Here is a 20,832-nt window from a genome sequence, read left to right on the forward strand (position 1 = left end):
TCTTGAAGCTCGTCAATGCTGACAACCCGGTCCGCTCCTCTTGGCTCGCTGAGCAGGGCTTCCGCCTCGACCCGTCACCCTTCCTCTCCGGCGCCTATGAGGCCAAGAAACTCCTCGAGCGCCTACCGCGCACTCAGCCGCTGAGCCAGGTGACCCAACCGGACGGCATCTTTCACCCGGGGCGGTTCTCCCGGCGCTGGGTCACCGACCCGGAGCACGGTATCCCATTCTTTTCTAGCACCGACATCCTAGAAGCCGACTTCAGCTACCTGCCCCTGATCGCCAAGTCCGCCGCCAAGGAGAACCCTCGACTCAGAATACAGCCCGGCTGGATCTTGATCACCCGCTCCGGCACGGTCGGGCGCATCGCCTATGCGCGCCCGGACGTACGAGATTTCGCATGCAGTGAGCACGTGCTACGGGTAGTCCCAGACAGGACCAAGATTCCATCTGGCTACCTATTTGCCTATTTAGGCAGCAGATACGGTTTGCCGATCATCACCAGCGCCGCCTACGGGGCGATCATTCAGCACATCGAGCCGCACCATATCGCCGGGCTTCCGGTTCCGCGGTTCGATGCGGACATCGAGAATCAGATCCACCAGCTCATCGAGCAAGCCGCTGAGCTGCGCGCAAGCTTCCAAGCCGGCGTACGTGAAGCCACCCGCGACCTCTTCACCAGCGCCGGCCTCCCCGAACTGGTCGACTACTCCTGGCACAAGCAGCCTCGCGCTACTGGCTTCGCCGCACTTCCCGTTAGACCGACTTCGCTTCGCGCCTCGAACTACGACGCACGCGCCAAGTTCCTGACTGAAAGAATCAGTTCCGTTGAAAGCATCCGACTAGGAGATGTATGCGCCGGAGGCAAGCTTGCGTCGGGAGTTAGGTTTAAAAGAATAGACAGCCTCCCTGAAGCTGGCGCCGTCCTACTGGTCGGGCAAAAGGATGGATTCTGGTCGCGTCCTGAAGGGCGCTGGATCAGCGCCGACCAATCGCCTAGCGGAATCTTCGCCAACAACGAGACGATCATGGTGGCGTCGCAGGGGCTTCCCGGAGAGTCGAGCTTAATCTGTCGCGCAATGATGGTAACCGGCAGCTGGCTGAAGTTTGCATATACTCAACATTTCCTAAGAGTCGAACCTGGAAAAGAAAGCATATCAGGCGCTTACTTATTCGCATTCCTTCGATCAGAGCCGGCCTTCCGGATGCTTAGATCGATGCTGCAAGGAACGGGACCTCAAGATATCCATCCAATTTTGCGGCGGGAGATTCCCGTGCCGTTGTGTACGCCGGAGGACCGGGAGCGGATTGAGGAGACTGTGCGGCAGGCCTACCGGGATCGGGACGAGGCTGATAGAAGGGAGGATCAAGCTCTGACTCTGCTCGATCAAGCGGTCCGAGAGGCGGCTGGCTAGCTCATGGCACAAATCGTCGGTGGCGGTCCCCCGGTCAACGACGCAGAACGCAAGGTCGTCGCCCTGCTGCGGGATCACGCCCCCGACGATTGGTCCGTCCTGCACAACATCGAGGTGCGCGGCCGCGCCGGCATCTTCGAAGTCGACCTGGTGGTGATCACGCCGCACGCGGTTTGGCTGGTGGACGTCAAGGGCACCTCCGGGCGGATCGAGGTAGCCGGTGCGCGGTGGTACCCGTCCGGTCGGGACGCCTTCGGCTCCCCCGCCGCCAAGCTGCGGCAGCACGCCCGGGTGGTCGCCGATCTGCTGCGCCGGCAGCACTCCGCACTAAATCGGGTCTACGTCGGCGCGCTCGTGGTGTTGACCGCGGACAACGCGAAGCTGATTGACCCGGTCGGCAACGACGCCGAGGACACCGTCACCCTGCCCGACCTGATCGACGCCCTGGGGGACCCGACCCGCGTGCGCACCGGCTTCCCTCGGGACGTCCGTGGCCATCATGCGGCGATCATTACCGCCCTGCACGGCATCGTCGACCTGCCCACCGGCCCACAGCGGTTCGGCAACTGGGAGGTGCGGGAACGGCTGGGCGGAGACGACGTCATCACCGAGTATCGGGCGGTCAACTCGGCCACCCGGCACTCTGGGGACAGCGCCCTGCTCCGGGTCTACCGGGCCGACCCGTTCCTGCCCGAAGAGGAGCGGCGGGCCGAGGAGCGCCAGATCTCCAACGCCTACGACGCGCTCACGCGAATGGGCGGTCACCCATGCGTGGTGGGGCGGCGGGACTTCTTCCCGATCGAGGATGGCAGCGCGTTCGTCCTCGTCCTCGACGACGTGGCCGGGCAGCCGCTCCGCACGTACCTGGACAATCCCCGGGCCGCGCTCGCGGCGGACGCGAAGCTTCGCGTCGTGGTCGACGTGCTGCGCGGACTCACCCACGCCCACCGCAACCGGGTCGTCCACCGGGCGCTCAGCCCCACCACGGTGCTGGTCACCGAGAGCGGGCGGGGGCTGCTGACCGGCTTCGACTACGCCCGCCCGGCCGGCCCACCCCGGGACCCCACCGTGCTGCGGCTCCTCGCCGACGCGCTCGACGAACAGTACGTGGCCCCGGAGTGCCAGGCGCACCCGGAGAAGATGACCACCGCTTCCGACGTGTATGCGGCGGGTGTGATCGCGTATCGGGTGCTCACTGGGGAGTTGCCCTTCACCTCCTCCACCGACCAGTTCGAACGCGGCAGCATCCTCCCCGACGCCCCGATGGCGGAGGCGGGGTTGCCGACGGGGCTCAGCGCGCTGCTAAAGCGGATGTGTGCGAGAGCCCCGTCGGGCCGGCCCAGCGCCGACGAGGCGCTCGATGAGATGCAGGCGGCACTTGGGCGGCGCCGGAAGCCCCCGACGCCGCCCCCAGCCGCCCCCGCAGGCTCAGGCGGAGCGGACGAGCCGGACTTTTGGCACCTGCCGGAAGGGTATCCGCTGACCCCGAAGTACACGGTGCGCCGACGGCTGGGGCGCGGCCAGTCCAGCGTGGCGTACCAGGTCTACGACGACCTGGCCGGGGCCGACCGGGCGGTGAAGCTGGTGCTCCGGGACAGGGAGTCGGTGATCGAACGGCTCCGGCACGAGTACAAGATCTTGATCGGACTGCCGCCGCACCCGAACGTGGTCAAGGTCGAGGTCGCCGACTACCTGCACGGCCGGCAGATCCCCTACCTCGCCTTCGAGTACGTCGAGGGGCAAGACGTCAAGACGTTGCTCGCCGACAAGTCGTTGGGCCCGGCCGACGCAGTGGCGCTCGCCGCGGACGTGGCACGCGGCCTGCTCTTCCTGCACCAGCACGGCGTCTACCACTGCGACATCAAGCCCGCCAACCTCTACTGGAGCGAACGCGGTGCGAAGATCATCGACTTCAACATCGCCCTGCACAGCGAATCCACCCTGTCGCCCCCCGGCGGTACCCCCCGGTACGTCGCCCCGGACCTGCGTGGTCACCGCCACCTCGACCAAGCCGACCTCGCCGACCGGGACGTCTACGCGCTCGGCGTGACGCTCTACGAGTTGCTGACCGGCGGCGGCTACCCCTGGGACGCTGCACAACCCGTCCCTGGGGAGCCACCGCGTGATCCACGCAGCTTCATCGGCCTCGGTGATCTGGCCGATCCGCTCGCCGAGGTGGTCCGCCGAGCTATCGCACCGCGTCGTAGCGATCGCTACGGCACCGCCGAGCGGTTCCTCGCCGCCCTTCACGAGATCCGGGAGGTCCGGACGGCGTCGCCGCCGCCGCCCGTTCCGGAGCCGGCCCCGGAGACCACCGGCGCGAACCCCTTCGTCGACTACCTTCAGACGCTCTACAGCCAGAGCGTCCGCAGCAACGCCGGCACCCGAGGCAAGGACACCCAGAAGCTGTACGTGGAGACCGCGCTGGACGACCGCCTTCGTCCGGCGGTGCTCAGCGGCGACCACGACCTGGTGATCATCACTGGGAACGCGGGTGACGGCAAGACGGCGTTCCTGGAGCGACTCGCCGAGCAGGCCGCCGAGCGGGGCGCGGTGATCGGTCCGCCGCGCTCCAACGGCGTCGACTTCCAGCTTCCCGGCGGTCGCTGGTGTCGGATCAACTACGACGGCAGTCAGGACGAGGGTGACACCACCAACGACGAGGTGCTCCAGGCGTTCTTCGCGCCCTTCATAGGCGCGGACGCCACGGCCTGGCCACAGGACGAGACACGACTCATCGCCATCAACGAGGGCCGGCTGGTCGACTTCCTGAGCACCGAGGAGAAGGCGTACCCGAAGCTGGCCGATCTGGTCCGCGCCGGGCTGCGGGGCGAGCCGACCCCAGCGCGGACTGTGGTGGTCAACCTCAACCGGCGCAGCCTGCTCGCCCCGACCTCCGAACTGCAGGAGTCGATCTTCGATCGGTTGTTGATCCGGCTCACCGACGAGCGATACTGGTCGGCGTGCGGCGGCTGCGCGCTGGAGCGGACCTGCTACGCACGGCACAACGCGCTCACCTTCGCGCACCCCACTGCCGGCCCGCAGATCCGGGAACGGCTGCGTGACCTATACCGGCTCGCCGACCTGCGTGGCCGGCTGCACATGACCATGCGGGACCTCCGGTCGGCCTTCGCGTACATGTTGACCTCCGGGCGGGACTGCGCCTCGATCCACCAGTTGTACGCGGCCAACGAAACCGAGACGATCCTCGACTCGTACTACTTCACCAGCTACGCCGGCCCGTCCGGCGGGCAGGACCGCCTCCTGCGACTGCTTCGGGAGGTCGACCTGGCCAGCGCCCCGGCTCCCGCGCTCGACCGACAGTTGGACTACCTTGGTCCGGCGGCGGGCCGGGCGCTGGTGACCGTCGACGGACGTGGCGACCAGGATCAGCGGCTCCTGGCCCGGCTCGCCGAGCACCTCACCCGAAGTTCGGCACCCGATCAGGACGAGCGGGCAGCACATCGCCGGTACGTCGCGGCGGCCCGCCGGAGATTTTACTTCGAGAGCCTCGACCAGCGTCGGTCCCGCAACCTCCTGCCGTATCGGGGCGCGGACCGACTGCTGACCCTGCTCAAGAACCCCGAAAGCGTCGGGGAACGGCTAGACGAGCTGGTGGACGCGATCAATCGCAGCGAAGGGCTCACCGATCCGCGACAACTCGGGGACGTACTGGCATTGCGGCTGCGTCAGGTGCCCGGGGAGACGATCCGCAGTTACCGGCTCTTTCCGAAGGAGCGACTCGCCCTCTCCGTCAGCGACGAGCCGAGCAATCCGTACCTGGAGGGCCAACCCGACGCCGTCGTGCTCCGCTACCACGGTGAGGTCGGTCATCGGGCACAGTTGCGAATCCGGCTCGACCTCTTCGAGCTGCTGCATCGGCTGGGGGTGGGCTACCTGCCGGGAGAGGCCGACCAGCAGGGGCTCTACCTGGGATTGACGATCTTCAAGAACGAGTTGTCCGCCGCGCCGTACCAGGAGATTCTGCTCGCCTCCGCCCTGGGTGAGCTGAGCCGGGTCCGACGGGAGCCAGGCGGGCTGCTCGTGATGCATCGCGGCGAAGCGACGGGGGGCCGGTAATGGGGCTGAAGCAACAGGACACCGATTTCCGCTACCCCGGGATTAGCTACATCGACTACAAGCTGCTCGACATGGATCGGGTGCTGACCGCCTTCCTGATGCGGCTCAACCACGGTGGCGCGCCCAGCCGGGTCTCCCGCAGCGCCGACCTCACCGTCGACCACTATGCCGAGGAGATGAGCAAGAAGGAGGAGAACCGGCACCTCTTCGAAGGCTTCGACGAGGAGACCACCCGGCGGTGGGTGGAGAGCCACCTGATCGACATGGTGAACCGCGGCAAGCCGACCCAGAAGATCGCCGGCCTCCGGCCGCTGTACGGCTACACCTACCGGCTGCGCAACGCCCGGCACTCCCGTTCCTACGGAGCCGACGAACACCTCTACGAGCTGCTCCGGCACGCGTCGGCGGGCCGCGACGGCGACACCCTGCGGTTGCTGCGCGAGTTCTTCTTCCCCGACCTGAATGGTGCGCTCGGCCCGCTTACCGCGACGGCCGACGTCGACGTGGAGACTCAGGCGCTGATCAGCCTGGTGGAGGCGGTCAAGAACCAGGTCACCGACACCCGGGACAACCGGGCACGGATGTCGTACCCGCCGTTACTGCCAGACGCGGCGAAACTCCTCGCCGACGACGTGGTTCGGCTGCTCTATCACCGGCGGTACATCCCCCGAAGCGTCATGATCGACTACCTGAAGATCCTCTTCGCCTTCCATATGGGGCTCTACCACCTGAGGCTGCTCAAGACCCTACCCGCACTCACCGCCGGTCAGATCCCCGAAACCCAGCACGGCTTCTTTCTCGACGTGGGCGGAACGCCGAACAGTCCGTCGGCGAAGCTCGCCGAGCGCAGCGCCCAGACATGGTACGCACGAATCCCGGACTTCGTCCGGTCCACCTACTTGGTCAAGAAGCTCGACGACTTCGCCCGGCATCTCCACCGGCGCGGCAAGCGGGTCAGCGGCGCGGAGGGACCGGTGCCGGTGACCGACCTGCTCCGCCTGCTCGGGCCGAGTTGGACCAAGGACCGGGATGCCTTCGGCACCTTCAAGTTGACCGCGCTGTTGGAGAGCACGGCGGCGGACGACCGTGAGCGGGAGATCAGGGAAATCATCGATCTCGGGCTCGACGACTTCACCACGTACGTCGAGATCGTCACCGCCTACAAGGTCAACTTTCACCGCAAGTACCTCACCGAATGCCTCGACGCGCTGTTACTGAAGAACCGCTCCGGCGCGATGATCGCCCAGCCTCGCCGGGGGCGACGGCGCTTCGTCCTGGACGGTCGACTACTCGAGGTGCTGTTGCAGATCGCCCTGCTCACACCGGCGCCGGGCGGCGGACTGCACACCGCCGAACTCCGGGTCGACGAGTTCCTCGCGATCCTCCGGGACCGCTACGGGTTGTATGTGGACCGGCTACCACCCGGAGACGGCTTCGACCGGGCGGCGATCACCGACCACACCGCTCTACGCGCCAACCTGAACGCCTTCGTAAGCAGGCTGCGGGAGATCGGCTTCTACTCTGACCTCTCGGATGCCTATCTGAGCCAGACCATAACCCCACGGTACGTGGTTAGCACGGACGGGACGACGCGGTGAGCACCGGGCTACGAGAACTGACCGAGGACGACGTCGACAACGCGCTGGAGCGGCTGCTCGCTCCCCGGCTGGCCGACTTGCTCCGGCACCGCGAGCCCGGCCACTGCATGCGGAACACCGATCTCGACGTGGCGCTCGCGGGCCGGCTCTGCGACAGCGTCCGCCGCGCATTGGGTCCGAACGGGCAGGTGTACGTCCTGGCCGGCGCGGACTCCGCAGCCGGTGGCAACTCCGTCACCAGCACCAAGCTGATCGAGCTACGGAATCCCGACGCGCACGGCCACCCCCGGCCGCCGCTACTGGTCTTCGTTCCTCCGGGCACCCGAGCCAGCGCGGAGGACTCCTTCGGCATCGCCACCTTCGAGCAGATCGAACTCGGCGACGTGTACGCCGATCTGGCCGCCCATCTACTGGCGGAGCTTCCCCCGGCGCTGCGCGACGGTGTGATCGAGGTCTTCGGGGTACTTCGGGAGCGCCGGTGGGTGTACGCCTCCGCGATCGCCCGCGCCCGCTACCTGCTCACCGTCATTCAGAACGACAGCGACCCGCAGGCCGCGGGAGCGGCGATCTTCGAACTCGGCCTGGTCCCCGACTTCGCGCTCTTCACCGACCTGCGTAGCGTCCGCACCTGGACCGCCCGCAACCTGGAGAGCACTCTCACCATCGTCGATTCGGCCCGGCCGGCGCGGCAGCGGGTCGTCGAACTGGAACTGACCGACCCGGCATTCCGGGCGCGGCTGGCCGACTTTCTCGCCACGTCCAGCGCGTCGACCGAAGCCGCCGGTCTGACCGATCCCCGCCGCTGGGCCCGCCGAATCGTCATCGATCGGGCGAACTGGCGATTCTCCTTCCAACAGTGGCCGCTGCGCGAGGTGCAGGCCACCGTCGCGCTCCGGATCACAGTCGCCGAGCTGGATCTGCCACGTGCGGGCACCGACCCGCAGCACGTCGACGATCCTGTACTCCAGAACATCAGCGGCCAGCTCTACCTCCCGGCCGGGACGCACGGTCAGAACGTGCTTCCGGTCAGCTTTCAGGTCGAACCGGACCCGCGACAGATCGCCGGCCTCGCCAAGTTCGCCGTGGAGCTCGTTCCCGAGGACGGCGGGCCGACGGGTGTGGCCACCAAGGTCAAGGTCAGCACCGTCGCCAAGTCGACGTACCGAGCGAATCTCAGGAACCTTCGCGCGGCCGGGCTGGCCGCGGGCTGGCACTACGTGCGGGTGCTGCCGGTCGACTCGGAGGGCATCCCACTTCCCGTCGAGACCACGCGGCCCGACCAGCCCGGCAACGAGAGCGATCGTTTCTTCGTCGTGCCGGACGGAGACATCGACGAGCCGGAGCCGCGGCAGAACCGGCGCGACATCGGACTCACCCACGCCCTCCTACGCTGCGCCTTCGACGCGCCCGGTGACGCCGTCGAGGTGCACCACCGGGCCTGGCAGCACAACGGTGATCTGGTCGAGGTTAGCTTCGGGGCGGCCGGGCGGGTCACCATCCCGCTCTCCCCGGCACTGACCCGGATTCAACGCGCCATCCTCGCCGAGCCCCGTCGTCTCGCCCACTGGCGGGTGCTGTCCGGCAACGGCGCCGATCCGGGTGCGGCGGAAGCGCAGCCGCTGGCTTGGCCGGACCATCTCGTCGATGTGGTTGACCGATTCCACGCCGCGCGGCACACCGTCTCGACGGCTGTCCGAGGTGATCAGGAGTACGTGGTCGAAGGCTGCGACCTGCGCGACATCCGGGAAGCCAGCCGAGAGTACGCCGAGCGCTACGCCGAACTAATCGCCTGGCAGCTCCAGCGGGCCGAACGTGCCTCCCCCGACGAACTCCCCGCGCGCCTGCGCGAGCTCTCCGAAATTCTCCGGGTGGACACCGTCGCCGTCGACCACACGGATGCGTATGGTGTCCGATCCGAAGTCCTGCTGGTCGCTCCCACCCATCCGCTCCGCCTTCTCTGGCTGGTCACCTGGGCCGAGTTGGGCCTGCGGTGGCTCAACGACATCCGGGACCGAGAACCGGACGCGGCGGAGAGCGCGCAGCAGGCGTTATTCCAGCTCACTCCCACCGGATTTCCACTCACCGTCCCGCGTTCGGGCGGTCGTCTGGCGGTAGCGGCGGAAGGCCCGTTCACCTACTGGGGGGTGTATCTGCCGTCGGACACCGCTGACCCGCAAGATGTCCTGGCGGGAGTCGCCACCACCCTACGGCTGCCGGACCCAGCCGGACGTCCGGATGCCGGCCTGACCGGTCGACGACTTGCCGATCGCATCGAGCGTTATCTGCGGCTCCATCCCTACGTCACGACGCTGGCTCTAAACGCGGTCAACGCTGGCCGGGCCGAACACCTCGCGGACGCCCTCGTCGAGTTGCAGGGTCGAGTCGAGTGCGCAGACCTCTGCTACGATATCCGCCTCTTCCTGCCCGACCCAAGTCACCCCGACGCTGGATCCGCTCTCGCCAGTCTCCTGAACGGCACCTGGAGCACGGCGGCCGAGGCGGAAACGTTCCACGTGCCGCTCCCGAGCATCGTGCCGAAAATTTCGGTCGCGCTGCGGCCGCTCACCGAGTTCCGCTCTGCGGCCGGAGACACCTCGGCGCATCTGACCGTGTTCTTCGACGCCTTCGGTGGCGAGCAAATCGATGCAGCACCCCCGCTGCCCCCCGTCCCCGCGCCCGTCCACGGGCTCCGCCAGGACCTGACCCTGGAGTACGGGCAGGACGCCGAGCTGACCTCGTGGCGGAAACGGCCCCGGCACGGCCCGGCCCATCCGGTACCTGGGGCTGAGGAGCTCTCCGATCTACTGTCTTCCCTTCCAGCACTGATCTCCGCTAGCACCGCCACCGTCTCCACCGGCGAGCCCGGTACCCGAGCGGTGCCACGAATCACTCTCTCCCTCACTGCGCAGGACCGTGCGCTGCTCCACAAAGCGCATACCGTCAGCGACTGGGTGCTCACCATCGACCGCACCCTGGGCCTCGACTACTTCGACGAGCCGGGCAGTGGCGAGCGGCCGCACTACGTCATCGACTACGACTCGGAGCTCGGTAATCCGCTCGGCCACCACGTGGTGATCAGCTCGCGGTCCGTCGAGGAGTTGCGCGCGCTGCTGGACCCCGTCATCCGGCAGCACGGCTTTCCGGTCGACGAACGGCACGTCGCCTCCTTCTTCGACCAGCTCCGGCTTCTCTCCGGGCGGCTCGCGCTCAAGCTCGCCTCGACCACGCCGAACCAACGGACCGAGGTGTTCGGTCTTGCTCTGGCGCGACTGTACCTGGACTATCAGGGAGTCCTGTCGGATCAGGTGCTGCTTCCGTTGGACTCTCATCTGGATCTCTACCAGGAGACGCGCCGCCGTGCCGACGCCGTCGGCGAACGCACCCGGCTGCACCGGAGCGATCTCGCCCTGTTCAGCCTGAATGCCCGCCGTCGGACGATCACCTGCCGGCTGGTGGAGGTGAAGAGCTATTCGACGCTGGCTGACCCGGGCGCATACCAGCAGCTGAAGGATCGGATGCAGGCGCAGCTCGACGGTAGCCAGCGTGTTATCGCCGAGCACTTCGACCCCGAACACCACCACCCGGACCGGGTGGACCGAGTCCTGCACAACCACCGGCTGGCCACGATCCTTCGCTTCTACCTCGATCGGGCTGTCCGTCATCGGATCATCCACTCGACGGCGGCAGCAGAGGCACGCTGGCTCATCGATCGGCTCGACGAGGGCTACCACCTCGAGTTTACTCGTACCGGTCTGATCTTCGACCTCAATGGTCACGGCTGCGACACCGAGCAGGAGGCGGGTACCGAGTTCCACCGGGTTGGCCGGGAACTGATCCAGGAACTGATCACAGCGATTCCCACCGACCCCGCCAGCCTGACGGGGGAACGACCCGACGGCGTGACGCTGGCCGGGGAAGAGCTCTCCGTACCCCGGCTCTGGGCGGCCGCGTTCCGTGCGCCCTCGCGCAATCATGATGTTCCCGCCAGCGCTACTGCCGACGATGACGGTACGACAACGAAAGGCACTATTGGTGCTGCGGCAACGTCGGCGCCCGCCAGCGGTAGCGAAGGTCAATCAGGTTCTACTATGGACGAGCCAGGACCGCCGGCCGGACCGGTCAGCCAGGACGGAACTACTCCCGGCGACGACAAGCAGCCTGTCCGCCGGGTCCCCAGTCAGGCCACCGCCCCCGTCGATGAGTATCCGAGCACTGACGCCGGCTCGGCGGACACGAACACACCCAAGGTGGTGGCTCGCCCGGACGTAGTATTGGGCGCGACCCGCGAGTCGCCTCAGTTCGGGCTGTTGGGCGAAAGCGCCGGGCTCAAGGTGGCACTCGATCTGAACGAAACGCACACCATCAGTCTCTTCGGCGTCCAGGGCGGTGGAAAAAGCTATACCCTTGGCACAATCATGGAGATGGCCCTGCTTCCGGCTCCGCCGGTCAATGTGGTGCCACATCCGCTGGCGACCATCGTCTTCCATTACAGCCAGACCCAGGAATATGCTCCGGAGTTCACGAGCATGGTGGAGCCGAATGACGATCCCGATCAAGCGCGAGATCTCCAGAACCAGTACGGCATCACCCCGCAGGGGCTTTCCGACGTCGTCATGCTCGTACCCGAGGACCAGCTTACGCAGCGCCGATTCGAGTACCCACACCTCACGGTACTGCCCCTGAAGTTTGGTTCCGCCGAGCTTCGCGCCGAGCATTGGCGCTTCCTCATGGGGGCAGTGGGCAACCAGTCGACTTACATCCGGCAGCTACAGCGGATCATGAGAGCGCATCGAAACGATCTACGAATCGACGTCATTCGTCAGGGGATTGAAACCTCAGGCCTGCCGGATCACCTCAAGCAGCTGGCACAACAGCGCCTTGATCTCGCCACCCAATACGTCGATGACGAAGCTCGCATTAAGGACCTGGTCCGTCCCGGCCGGATGATCATCGTGGACCTGCGCGATGAGTTTATCGAGAAGGACGAGGCGCTCGGTCTCTTCGTGGTGCTCATGCAGCTTTTCGCCGAGGCCCGAAGTGGGGAGCGGCGATTCAACAAACTTGTGGTTTTTGACGAGGCGCACAAGTATATTGACAGCCCTGACCTGGTCGCTGGGCTCGTGGAAAGCGTCCGAGAGATGCGACACAAAGGCATGAGCGTGCTAGTCGCGAGCCAGGACCCGCCGTCCGTGCCCATCTCGTTGATCGAACTGTCGAATCATATTATTTTACACAAATTCACTTCACCAGCTTGGCTCAAGCATTTACAGAAGGCGAACGCCGCCTTGTCAGACCTCACCCCTGGCAAGATGGCTGATCTCTCACCAGGCGAAGGGTATGTTTGGTCTAGTCGAGCTACAAACCATGCGTTCACCACTAAAGCAATCAAGATTCGGACTCGGCAGCGTATTACCAAGCATGGTGGGGGCACCAAGACTGCGGTAGAGACACGCTCTTCGGGCGACCTCTGACATGAATTGGGTAAGGTCGATCAGGGTTCGGTGGGCAGCAGAGCGCCCAGGCCTTCAACTCAGCGGGCGGCGCTTGCGGTCCAGGCGCCGCCGAAACCCGACCGGCTGCCCCCTGGCGCCGACGACGCAGTGGCAGGGCCCGATTACCGGGGTCGGGTTGCGGTTGCAGGCTACGCCCCGTGCGGGGTTTGAAGCGCAGGCGGCACAGGGCGATGGTGTGTAGGTCGTGGCTGGCGCCGTGGTTGCCTCCTCGGTGGTGTCGGTGGCGGCGTACCCGTCCGGAGCTGGCGGGGATTGGTACGGCGGCGCAGAGGTGTGCCAGTGCTACTTTCGAAGCGGAGCCGATCCGAGCTATCGCCGCGGTGGTAAGCAGTTGGGCGGCGACATCGGTGCCAACGCCGAACAAGGCGCTGGTGCGGGACGCGGCCGGTCTCTGGGGCAATCCGTACCGCCCCCGTCTGGCCCCGGGGTAGCAGACAGCTCACACATGAACAGACGAGCAATCCCCGAGCATCGTAATTCCACAGTGGATTTCGGAGCGGTGCATATGCCCAGCTCAAGCGATTAATCGTCTTAGCGCCAGCGGAAATTCTGTGGATTAAAAGTCCACAGACTCGGATAGCATCAATTATGCCTGCCCGGCTGAAGCGCTTGCCGTCTGACGACGATCACCAAGAGCGAGGCGCCTGGGCGGCTTGACCGAAACCAGGGCGCGCCGTGCTGGCGCACACAGGCAGATCGACGATCTTCAGCCGTCGAGCTATTGCCTGTGGCGAACGGTCGGCGACAGGCAGGAACAGAGTAACCGCAGGCAGCCGGCCTGCGGAGGTCATAGAGCGGCGTCTTAGGAAGTTAGTTGGACGGCTGCCGTTACGACGTCGGTCGAGGTCGGCGTCAAGCGTCGCCATCACGGTTCGCATGCTTGGGGATCATCGAGGACCGCGCGCTTCGCTGGTCCTGCTCGTGACTAGACGCCAGTCCAAGTCGGGAGCCAAGTCGGTGATGGAGACACCAGCGGCATCAAGCTGCCGCAGGTTTGCTTCATAGGCCGGATGCGCGGCGAGTTCTGCCTTGACGTTTGGAAAGGCGTAGACGGGCAATCGGGCGCCGAGTGCTTGGTTGAGAGTGCCGAGAGCACGATTGTCGTTGATGCCGAGTGCCCACTTATTTATGACATTGAAGGTGGCCGGCGCGACGACAGCCACGTCAGCTGCCGGGTGAGGCTCCGGTTCGCTGGGTAGTCGCCACTCGACCCGAACCGGGTATCCAGTTTGCTGAGCTACGGCGTCCCGATCGATCCAGGTTGCTGCAGTCGGCGTAGCGGTCACGCAGACAGTCCAGCCATCATCCTTGAACAACTCGATGAGTTCACCGATCCGCAGCGCCGGCGGCGCTGCGCAGACAACAAGGGCCAACACCGGATACGTGCTCATACCAATAGCCCTGCTCGCTCAGCCAGCGGTCGGAGCCCTGGCGTAGCACTCCGCCGCTCCTTGGACAGCAGGTCGAGCAGAAGCTCGCGGGCCTGGATGTTGGTGTGTACCACCTCTGCGGCTACCCGCTCGGCTTCCAGCAGGTGGAGCACAGCGGCGGATTTGTCCGGTGAACCCATCATCGCTGCTGCGGCCAGGTCGACATGCACCTGCGCCCGCCGGCTGACGAGCACCGTTGGCAGTTGTGAGGTGTCGAGCCGAACTCCGACTTCGACAGCATGGCCTGCGTTGCCAGCACGAACCGCCGCCGAGACGGTGTGGATGGCGACATTGGTGGGACCGAAACCGGTCCACAAGCAGTTGCGGTCCGACCCCAGCTTCTCGGCCAGCTCATCGGCACCGGCGAGGCTCCGTGCCGCCTCCTTCGGCTTACCTCGGCCTGCGGCAATCACGGCAGCCAGGAGCAGCAGTGCTCCGTGCGCGGAGAGGAGGTCACGATCGGCCGATCGCATGTCGCGAGCGAGTTGCGCGATGCTGGTCTGCACGACCTCCTCGGCTTCGTCTCTTCTTCCTGGCAGTCGCAAGAGCCCGCAAGCGGCCTGGTAAGCGGCAACTGCCGCCAAGGCGCGATCGCCAGCGAGCCCTGCGGACGTCGATGCCCGGTCGGCCGTAACCAAGGCGATGTCGCCATCTCCCACCTTGACCGCGAGCTTCGAGGCCGCAATATAGGCAGCGGCGAGCACCCGGAACGCGCTGGGGCGGTGGACTTCAGACGCCTGCCCCGCCAGGTCGGTGGCCTGGCTGAGCACGTCCGGCAGGAGTCGAGCCGTGGAGCTGTAGCTTGCCCGCTGGTAGAGGTTGTGGACCCGACCCACGTTCCGGCGTACCTCTACGGGGGAACTTGGCGGCTCAACGGACCGGCCAGGTATGTAGCTGATGAGGAAGGCACGCACGCTGGTGAGGAGTTCTAAACGGGCCGCTGCCGATGCGGGACTGTGGATTTCCTTATCCATCGTTTTTCCTCGGCACTTCGCCACTGACACGTCAACGAGCATCTCGTCGAGCTGTTCGAGGGTAATTCGCAGCGCCGAAGCGATCCGGCTCCGATGCCATGGCTGTGGGTCTGTCTCGGCGGTCTCCCAGCGGACGACGGTCGACCTCTCCACACCGAGCGCTTCGGCGAGTCGCTCCTGACTGAAGCCCAGCGCCTTCCGCCGCTGGCACAGCCGGTGTCGCTTAAGGGCCACGACCGGTTCTCCCTCCGTATGCCGCCACTGTAGTAACAGTCCGTCGATAGAGCAGGTACGTGCATGCCTCACTTGTGCGTCACTTCGGCCCCTCGAACGCTGTAGTCCCTGGTCGGCCCGGCAAAGAGGCTGAAGCGCATGGCCCGGGGCGGGTGCTGGCTCCGGAGCTGCGTCGACCCGAACGACACAGCTCCGCTCCCGCCCGCCCCGGCGCCACTCCACCCGTTAGCAGGGGCCCTTCCTCTACCGGATCCGTTAGCAAGGGCACCTGCCTTACACATCTCCCGGAGCCCGCATGCCCACTCTGCTCGATGACTTCCCGGTCCTCACCCCCGTCACCGACGAGGACCTCGCCATCGCCGTACGGGCGGTGCGAACGCATGTGCCCGAGGACTGGCCGGAGGGCGAGCTGTGCCGCAGCGAGCGCGTCCCATACCCCTGCCGCCTCGCCCGCTGGGGCCGCGCCACCCTGGCAGCCGCCGGCCTCACCGAGGCCGAGGCTGGGGCCGGGGCGGAGCACGGCGGCTGGGCATGATCGAACAAGAGGCGGTTGGGCAGAGGCTGCGCCTCGTCGTGGCGGATGCGGAGCTGTCGCCGTACCTCGTCGGGGTCGACCTGGAGCGGCTTGGCGCGCACCTGACGGCGACCTTCGCCGCGGCCGTCGATGGCCACCCGGCCGCGGATCCGTGGCGTGGGATCGGCCTGTCGGAGGCGCAGCACCGGCGGGTCGTGGACTACAGGGTGGGCGTCCTGTGGGCGCTCGGCCTGCCGGACGACCGAATCGCCCGCGCCCGCCGGGCCCTCGCCGGCGAGGCGTGCGCGTGAGCGTCGTCGCCGCCTGGGAGGCGGCCGTCGACAGGGGCGTCGACGAGGCCGCCGACGACTTCTGGTGCACGCTGGAGGACGGCCGCCCCGGCCTGCTCCCCGAGCGGGACGCCCGCTGCTCTTCGCCGCGCTCGGCCGCCTCACGGTCGGCGGCGACGACCCCGCCGGGCGGGCGGCGCTGCTGGCGGTGCTCGGCCGCGCGTACCGCCGGCACGGCCTGCTGCCCCACCAGGCCGCCGTCGGCGAGGCGCTGCGGGCCGCCGTGGCCCGGCGGGCCCGACCACTGTGGACGCCGCCGGTCGCGGACGCCTGGGAGCGCGCCGGACGCCGCGCCGCCGAGGCCGTGCGCCGCGCCGCCGAGCGGGCCGGCGACGGCCCGGCCTGGTGGCCCGCCGAGGTCATCGGCCACGACCGGCCGTGCGACACCATCGCGATCCTGACCGTACGCCCCTGGCGTCGCCTGCCCCACCGGCCCGGCCAGGCCGTCCCCGTCTGCACGCCACGCCGCCCCGGCCGCTGGCGGTGGCTCTCCCCGGCCAACGCGCCGCGCCCCGACGGCACCGTCGAGCTGCACGTCCGCGCCGTCGCCGCCGGCACCGTCTCGCACAGTCTCGTCCACGACGTACGCCCCGGCGACCCGCTCTGGCTCGGCCCACCGCGCGACGCCGGCCTCAGCCTGGACCCGCTCCCGCGCCGGGACCTGATGCTCGTCGCCGGCGGCACGGGCCTGGCGCCGCTGCGCGCCCTGGTGGAGCAGGTCGCCGCCGCGCCCGACGGCCGGCGGGTGACCCTGGTCGTCGGGGCGCGCGGATTCGCGGAGCTCTACGACGCGACCGCCCTCGACAAGCTCCAGTGTGCCCACGACTGGCTGACCGTCGTGCCCGCCTTCAGCCACGATCCCGCCGCCGAGCCGGCCGAGCAGGGCGACGCCCTCACCATCGCCCTCGACCGTCACCGCCCCGATCATGACGTCCACGTCTGCGGCCCGCCGTCGATGCTGGCCGGCGCGCGGCTGCGGCTGCTCGCCGCCGGGGTGCCCGCCGACCGCGTCCACCTGCCGTACGCGATGGTGCCCTGATGGCCGTCTACCGCAGCCGGCACGCCCCGCCCGACCCGCTCACCCCCGACCGGGTCCTCGGCGTGACGCTGCCGCGCGCGCCGCTCGGCCGGCGCGGCTACCGGGTCGACGAGGTCGACGCCCTGCTGCACCGTCTCGCCCACGAGCTGCGCGACCGCACCCGCCAGCTCGACCTCACCCGCGCCGAGAACCACCGCATCAAGGAGGCGTTGCGCACCTGGCAGACCCGGCACGCCGAGGAGCGCTCGCGCGCCCGGCGGGCCTGATCCTCCGCAGTGGACGGTGCGTCGACACCCGGTCTGCCGCGAGCGCGATGATCACTAGGATCGGCGCCGTGATGATCAAACGACGGCTCCCGGCGGTCCTCTTAGGACTGTTGGTGGCCTTCCCGACACTGGGCGTCCCCGCCTACGCCGACGAGCACGAGACCGAACCCGCCGAGCCGCCCAAAGTGGAGCTGGTGCTCGACGTGAGCGGCTCGATGCGCGCCAAGGACATCGGCGGTCGTACTCGTATCTCCGTCGCCCAGGAGGCGTTCAACGACGTCGTGGACGCGCTGCCCGAGACGACGGATCTCGGCATCCGCGTCCTCGGCGCCACCTACGGCGGCGACGACAAGAAGGTCGGCTGCCAGGACACCCAGCAGCTCGTACCGGTCGGCCCCGTCGACCGGGTGAAGGCCAAGAACGCCATCGCCACCCTGCGCCCGACCGGCTTCACCCCGGTCGGCCTGGCCCTGCGCGAGGCCGCCAAGGACCTCGGCACCGGCGAGACCACCCGGCGCATCGTGCTCATCACCGACGGCGAGGACACCTGCGCGCCGCCGGACCCCTGCGAGGTGGCCCGCGAGCTGGCCGCCCAGGGCACCCACCTGGTGGTCGACACGCTCGGCCTCATCCCCGACGAGAAGGTACGCAAGCAGCTCGTCTGCATCGCCTCGGCGACCGGCGGCACCTACACCTCCGCGCAGAGCAAGGACGACCTGACCCGGCGGATCAAGCAGCTCGTGGAACGGGCCAAGGACACCCACGCCAGGACGCCGGCGAAGGTGACCGGCACCGACGTGTGCGCCAAGGCGCCCGTGCTCACCCCCGGCGTCTACACCGACCGGGAGCGCTTCGAGGAGCACCGGTGGTACCGGATCCCGGTCCAGCCGGGGCAGGAGCTGCGGGCCTCGGTGAGCATCGGCCTGGACCGGCCGTTGAACCGGGACTACGGCGTACTGCTGCGGGCCACCGCCACCGACGGGCGGGAACTGGTCCGGGGCAACGACGCCGGCAGCGGCCGTACCGACGTGCTGTCCACCGGCGTGCGCTGGTCGGCGGCGGAGGACGACGACGAGGAGGCCGAGGACGACGACAAGGGCGGCGTCTTCTCCGGCTCGACCGGGAAGGCCCCCGAGCCCACGGTCGTCTGCCTGGTCGTCAGCAACTCCTTCTCCGCCAAGGCGGGTGCGGCTCAGGCACCGGGCATGCCGCTCGAACTGACCATCGACCTGGTCGACGCGTCGCCCGCCCCGAACAGCCCGGGCCTCGGCCGGGGCTGGGTGCTGCTGGGCGTACTGACCCTCGCGGGCCTGCTCAGTGGGTTGATCGTTGGTTGGCTGACCCGTTGGTGGGTAGCGGTCTGGAGGACCCGATGACGATGCGGAAAGCTCCGGCCCTGATCTCGGCCCGCCGGGCGGCGGTGCTGCTCGCCGCCACCGGTGTCGCCGTCGCGCTGCCGGCCGCCGCCAGCGCCGACACCCCCACCCCGTCGCCGGGGGCCGCCACCATCAACAAGGCCGGCACCTCGTTCCTCACCGCCGCCGGCATCAGCCCCGGCCAGCCGGTACGCGTCGGCGCCTCCGTGGGCGACTACCTGTACTGGTCGTTCACGGCTGCGGCGGGGGATACGCATCACGTGGCGGCCACCGTGTCGCTGCCTGCTGCGGCGAGCCGACACGGCGACTCCACCTGGACGGTCGAGGTCTTCGACGGGCTGCGCCGCCGGCAGGCCTGTGTCGCAGGGGCGCAGACGCCGGTGGCGTCGAAGAGCGCCGCCAGCATCGAACTCGACTGCGAGCTACGCCAGGTGCGTTCGTGGGCCGAGCCGTGGTCGGGGGATCCGCTGCCGGGCACCTACTACGTCCGGCTGTCCGGCACCGAGTTGCCGGAGCAGGAGTTGGGCCTGCCGATCGAGGTGAGCCTGCTGGTCGGGGTGGAGTCCGACGGCGACACCAAGCCGGAGGGCGGCGAGCTGAAGGAGCCCCTGGTCCCGGCGGTTAACCCGGGCAAGGTGCTCGTCGACGATCCGACCGCCAGTACGCCGGACCCGGCGGCGGCCGGTGAGGAGGAGGACGGCTGGTTCGACTGGGTTCGGTGGCCGAGCCTGTCGTCCCGCTGGTACTGGACCATCGGGGGCGGCATCCTGGCCGCCGTCGCGGGTGTGGTCGGTTTCGCCCTGACCCGCCCCCGACGGCGCGTCGGCTGACCATACGAGATCAACGATGACGGCAGTGCGGGCATGACCCGCCTCGGACGATCAGAAGGCGTGCGGAGCCTCGATGATCATCTGAACGGGTCATGCCTGCCGTAACTCCGCCACCGCCTCGGCGGAGCTGCGGGCACTGGCCAAGCGCACCGACGACCCCGAACACCGTCGGCTCGCCCTGTCGTATGCCTGATGCCGTACGCGGGGTCGGGTGAGTGATCGGCCGTGTACGCCCTGCAACTCGCGCGGCAGAGTAGGCGTGGCGGCCCGGCGGCCCTCAGTCTGCTGCGGGGCGGGTGGTCGTCTTGCGCTCGGGCACCCGGATGAGGTCCGTGTCGATGCCTGGTCGCCGGGGGACGTAGAACCAGCCCTCATCGGTGTCCGGGTCGTAGTGCAGAACGATGTTCTCCCTCGCGAGCCGCTTGAGCCAGGCGTCCAGCTTGACTCTGTCCTCCTCGCGCAGTTGCTTGCCGGCGCGGCGGCGCGCTTCGGTGCGCAACATCCGGATCGGGAAGAGCCACCGGTGCTCGTCCTTGAGAAGCCACGGGATCAGGTCGTCGTCGCGGGTCGTCCGCCGCTGGAGCCCTCGCCGTCGGCGGAAGTTTCCCCAGAGCGAGGGTACGGTCTCGATGCCGTACTTGCGGCGGTACTCCTCCACCATCCACTGGTAGCTTCGCCCCTCCTCGAACCATCGCAGGACCTCTTGCTCATTCTGGATCTTGCTAGCGGGCATCCCGATTCGTTCGACTTTCTTCCTGGCTGGGCGCGCCAGCTGATCAACAACCTGCGGGAAGAGTGAACATCCGGGTGGTCGACACGTCAACCACTGTCAGTAGGCTGCGGTGCAGCATCGGCAGCACGAACAGGAACGGTTGTGAAAGTCACCATCACCGTGTGTGACGTTTGTCAGGACAGGCAGCGTGAGGCCAAGACGTACGAGGTCGTGTCGGAGGGCCGGACTGCGGAAACCGACCGCTGCGCGGAGCACGCGGCTCCGTTCGAGGCGCTGTTCGCAGTGACCGAGCCGCGTCCCGGGCGACGCCGGTACCAGGCCACCACGATGGAAGAGATCGAGGCGCGCAAGGCGAGCCAGGCCAGCCTCCGCTCGCGGGCTTGAGTAAGAGCGCGTCTCAGGTGGCGGTTGGCTGACCTTGGTGGTAGATCATCTCTACTGTGGATGAACGGTTGGTTCACCAGTGGGTGCCGGATGAGT

General features: G+C 67.8%; 14 protein-coding genes and 2 pseudogenes. 11 read left to right on the forward strand and 5 right to left on the reverse strand.

Translation table 11 applies throughout. The annotated features are described in order from the left end of the window. The first annotated feature begins 2 nt into the window (after positions 1 to 2). From mads5 to mads8, 4 genes are read left to right on the forward strand one after another with little or no spacing between them, the layout of a single operon-like run. Positions 3 to 1,415, forward strand: a complete 1,413-nt coding sequence (gene mads5 / locus ACZ6Q9_RS11060; RefSeq protein ID WP_396828852.1) for a methylation-associated defense system restriction endonuclease subunit S MAD5 — start codon at positions 3 to 5, stop codon at positions 1,413 to 1,415. A 3-nt stretch (positions 1,416 to 1,418) separates the two neighbouring features. After that, positions 1,419 to 5,495, forward strand: a complete 4,077-nt coding sequence (gene mads6 / locus ACZ6Q9_RS11065) for a methylation-associated defense system protein kinase MAD6 (RefSeq protein WP_396828850.1) — start codon at positions 1,419 to 1,421, stop codon at positions 5,493 to 5,495. Then, positions 5,495 to 7,093 (forward strand): methylation-associated defense system protein MAD7, encoded by a 1,599-nt coding sequence (gene mads7, locus ACZ6Q9_RS11070; RefSeq protein WP_396828848.1) that lies wholly within the window; start codon positions 5,495 to 5,497, stop codon positions 7,091 to 7,093. Before mads6 ends, mads7 begins: the two co-directional genes overlap by 1 nt. Then, the gene (mads8, locus tag ACZ6Q9_RS11075) at positions 7,090 to 12,564 is read left to right on the forward strand and encodes a methylation-associated defense system ATP-binding protein MAD8 (protein ID WP_396828847.1); all 5,475 of its coding nucleotides are present in this window, start codon (positions 7,090 to 7,092) and stop codon (positions 12,562 to 12,564) included. The genes mads7 and mads8 overlap by 4 nt, the downstream gene beginning before the upstream one ends. A 54-nt stretch (positions 12,565 to 12,618) precedes the next feature. On the opposite strand, the pseudogene ACZ6Q9_RS11080 reads toward mads8, so the two are convergent. The 4 genes and pseudogenes from ACZ6Q9_RS11080 to ACZ6Q9_RS11095 all read right to left on the reverse strand — a co-directional run. Then, positions 12,619 to 12,729, reverse strand: a pseudogene (locus ACZ6Q9_RS11080) (MGMT family protein); the annotation flags it as partial. Between the two features lie 25 nt (positions 12,730 to 12,754). Continuing rightward, positions 12,755 to 13,006: pseudogene (locus ACZ6Q9_RS11085) on the reverse strand (transposase); the annotation flags it as partial. 487 nt (positions 13,007 to 13,493) lie between these two features. Then, positions 13,494 to 13,997, reverse strand: a complete 504-nt coding sequence (locus ACZ6Q9_RS11090; protein WP_396828845.1) for a flavoprotein — start codon at positions 13,995 to 13,997, stop codon at positions 13,494 to 13,496. Then, the gene (locus tag ACZ6Q9_RS11095; protein WP_396828844.1) at positions 13,994 to 15,244 is read right to left on the reverse strand and encodes a helix-turn-helix transcriptional regulator; all 1,251 of its coding nucleotides are present in this window, start codon (positions 15,242 to 15,244) and stop codon (positions 13,994 to 13,996) included. The genes ACZ6Q9_RS11090 and ACZ6Q9_RS11095 overlap by 4 nt, the downstream gene beginning before the upstream one ends. 295 nt (positions 15,245 to 15,539) lie before the next feature. Between ACZ6Q9_RS11095 and ACZ6Q9_RS11100 the strand changes: the two genes are divergently transcribed. The 6 genes from ACZ6Q9_RS11100 (at position 15,540) to ACZ6Q9_RS11125 (ending at position 19,619) form a co-directional block, all read left to right on the forward strand. Further along, the gene (locus ACZ6Q9_RS11100; RefSeq protein WP_396828843.1) at positions 15,540 to 15,779 is read left to right on the forward strand and encodes a hypothetical protein; all 240 of its coding nucleotides are present in this window, start codon (positions 15,540 to 15,542) and stop codon (positions 15,777 to 15,779) included. Beyond that, positions 15,776 to 16,069 (forward strand): hypothetical protein, encoded by a 294-nt coding sequence (locus ACZ6Q9_RS11105; protein WP_396828841.1) that lies wholly within the window; start codon positions 15,776 to 15,778, stop codon positions 16,067 to 16,069. The genes ACZ6Q9_RS11100 and ACZ6Q9_RS11105 overlap by 4 nt, the downstream gene beginning before the upstream one ends. A gap of 64 nt (positions 16,070 to 16,133) precedes the next feature. After that, positions 16,134 to 17,147 carry an FAD-binding oxidoreductase gene (locus ACZ6Q9_RS11110; RefSeq protein ID WP_396828839.1) on the forward strand — a complete coding sequence of 338 codons (1,014 nt, stop codon included), beginning with the start codon at positions 16,134 to 16,136 and terminating at the stop codon, positions 17,145 to 17,147. Beyond that, positions 17,147 to 17,413: a DivIVA domain-containing protein gene (locus tag ACZ6Q9_RS11115; RefSeq protein WP_396828837.1), complete on the forward strand. Its 267-nt coding sequence runs from the start codon at positions 17,147 to 17,149 to the stop codon at positions 17,411 to 17,413. The genes ACZ6Q9_RS11110 and ACZ6Q9_RS11115 overlap by 1 nt, the downstream gene beginning before the upstream one ends. A 71-nt stretch (positions 17,414 to 17,484) precedes the next feature. Then, on the forward strand, positions 17,485 to 18,789 hold the full coding sequence (locus ACZ6Q9_RS11120; RefSeq protein ID WP_396828835.1) for a VWA domain-containing protein: 1,305 nt from the start codon (positions 17,485 to 17,487) through the stop codon (positions 18,787 to 18,789). Beyond that, entirely contained in the window at positions 18,786 to 19,619 is an 834-nt protein-coding gene (locus tag ACZ6Q9_RS11125) for a peptidase (RefSeq protein WP_396828833.1), read from the forward strand. Before ACZ6Q9_RS11120 ends, ACZ6Q9_RS11125 begins: the two co-directional genes overlap by 4 nt. Positions 19,620 to 19,896: 277 nt before the next feature. Here the strand turns inward: ACZ6Q9_RS11125 and ACZ6Q9_RS11130 are convergent, their stop codons facing one another. Beyond that, the gene (locus ACZ6Q9_RS11130) at positions 19,897 to 20,352 is read right to left on the reverse strand and encodes a hypothetical protein (protein ID WP_393258995.1); all 456 of its coding nucleotides are present in this window, start codon (positions 20,350 to 20,352) and stop codon (positions 19,897 to 19,899) included. Between the two features lie 141 nt (positions 20,353 to 20,493). Here ACZ6Q9_RS11130 and ACZ6Q9_RS11135 point away from each other — a divergent pair, with 141 nt between their 5' ends. Continuing rightward, positions 20,494 to 20,736 (forward strand): hypothetical protein, encoded by a 243-nt coding sequence (locus tag ACZ6Q9_RS11135; protein WP_396828831.1) that lies wholly within the window; start codon positions 20,494 to 20,496, stop codon positions 20,734 to 20,736. Positions 20,737 to 20,832: the final 96 nt, after the last annotated feature.

Source organism: Micromonospora sp. NPDC049139 (assembly GCF_055586845.1).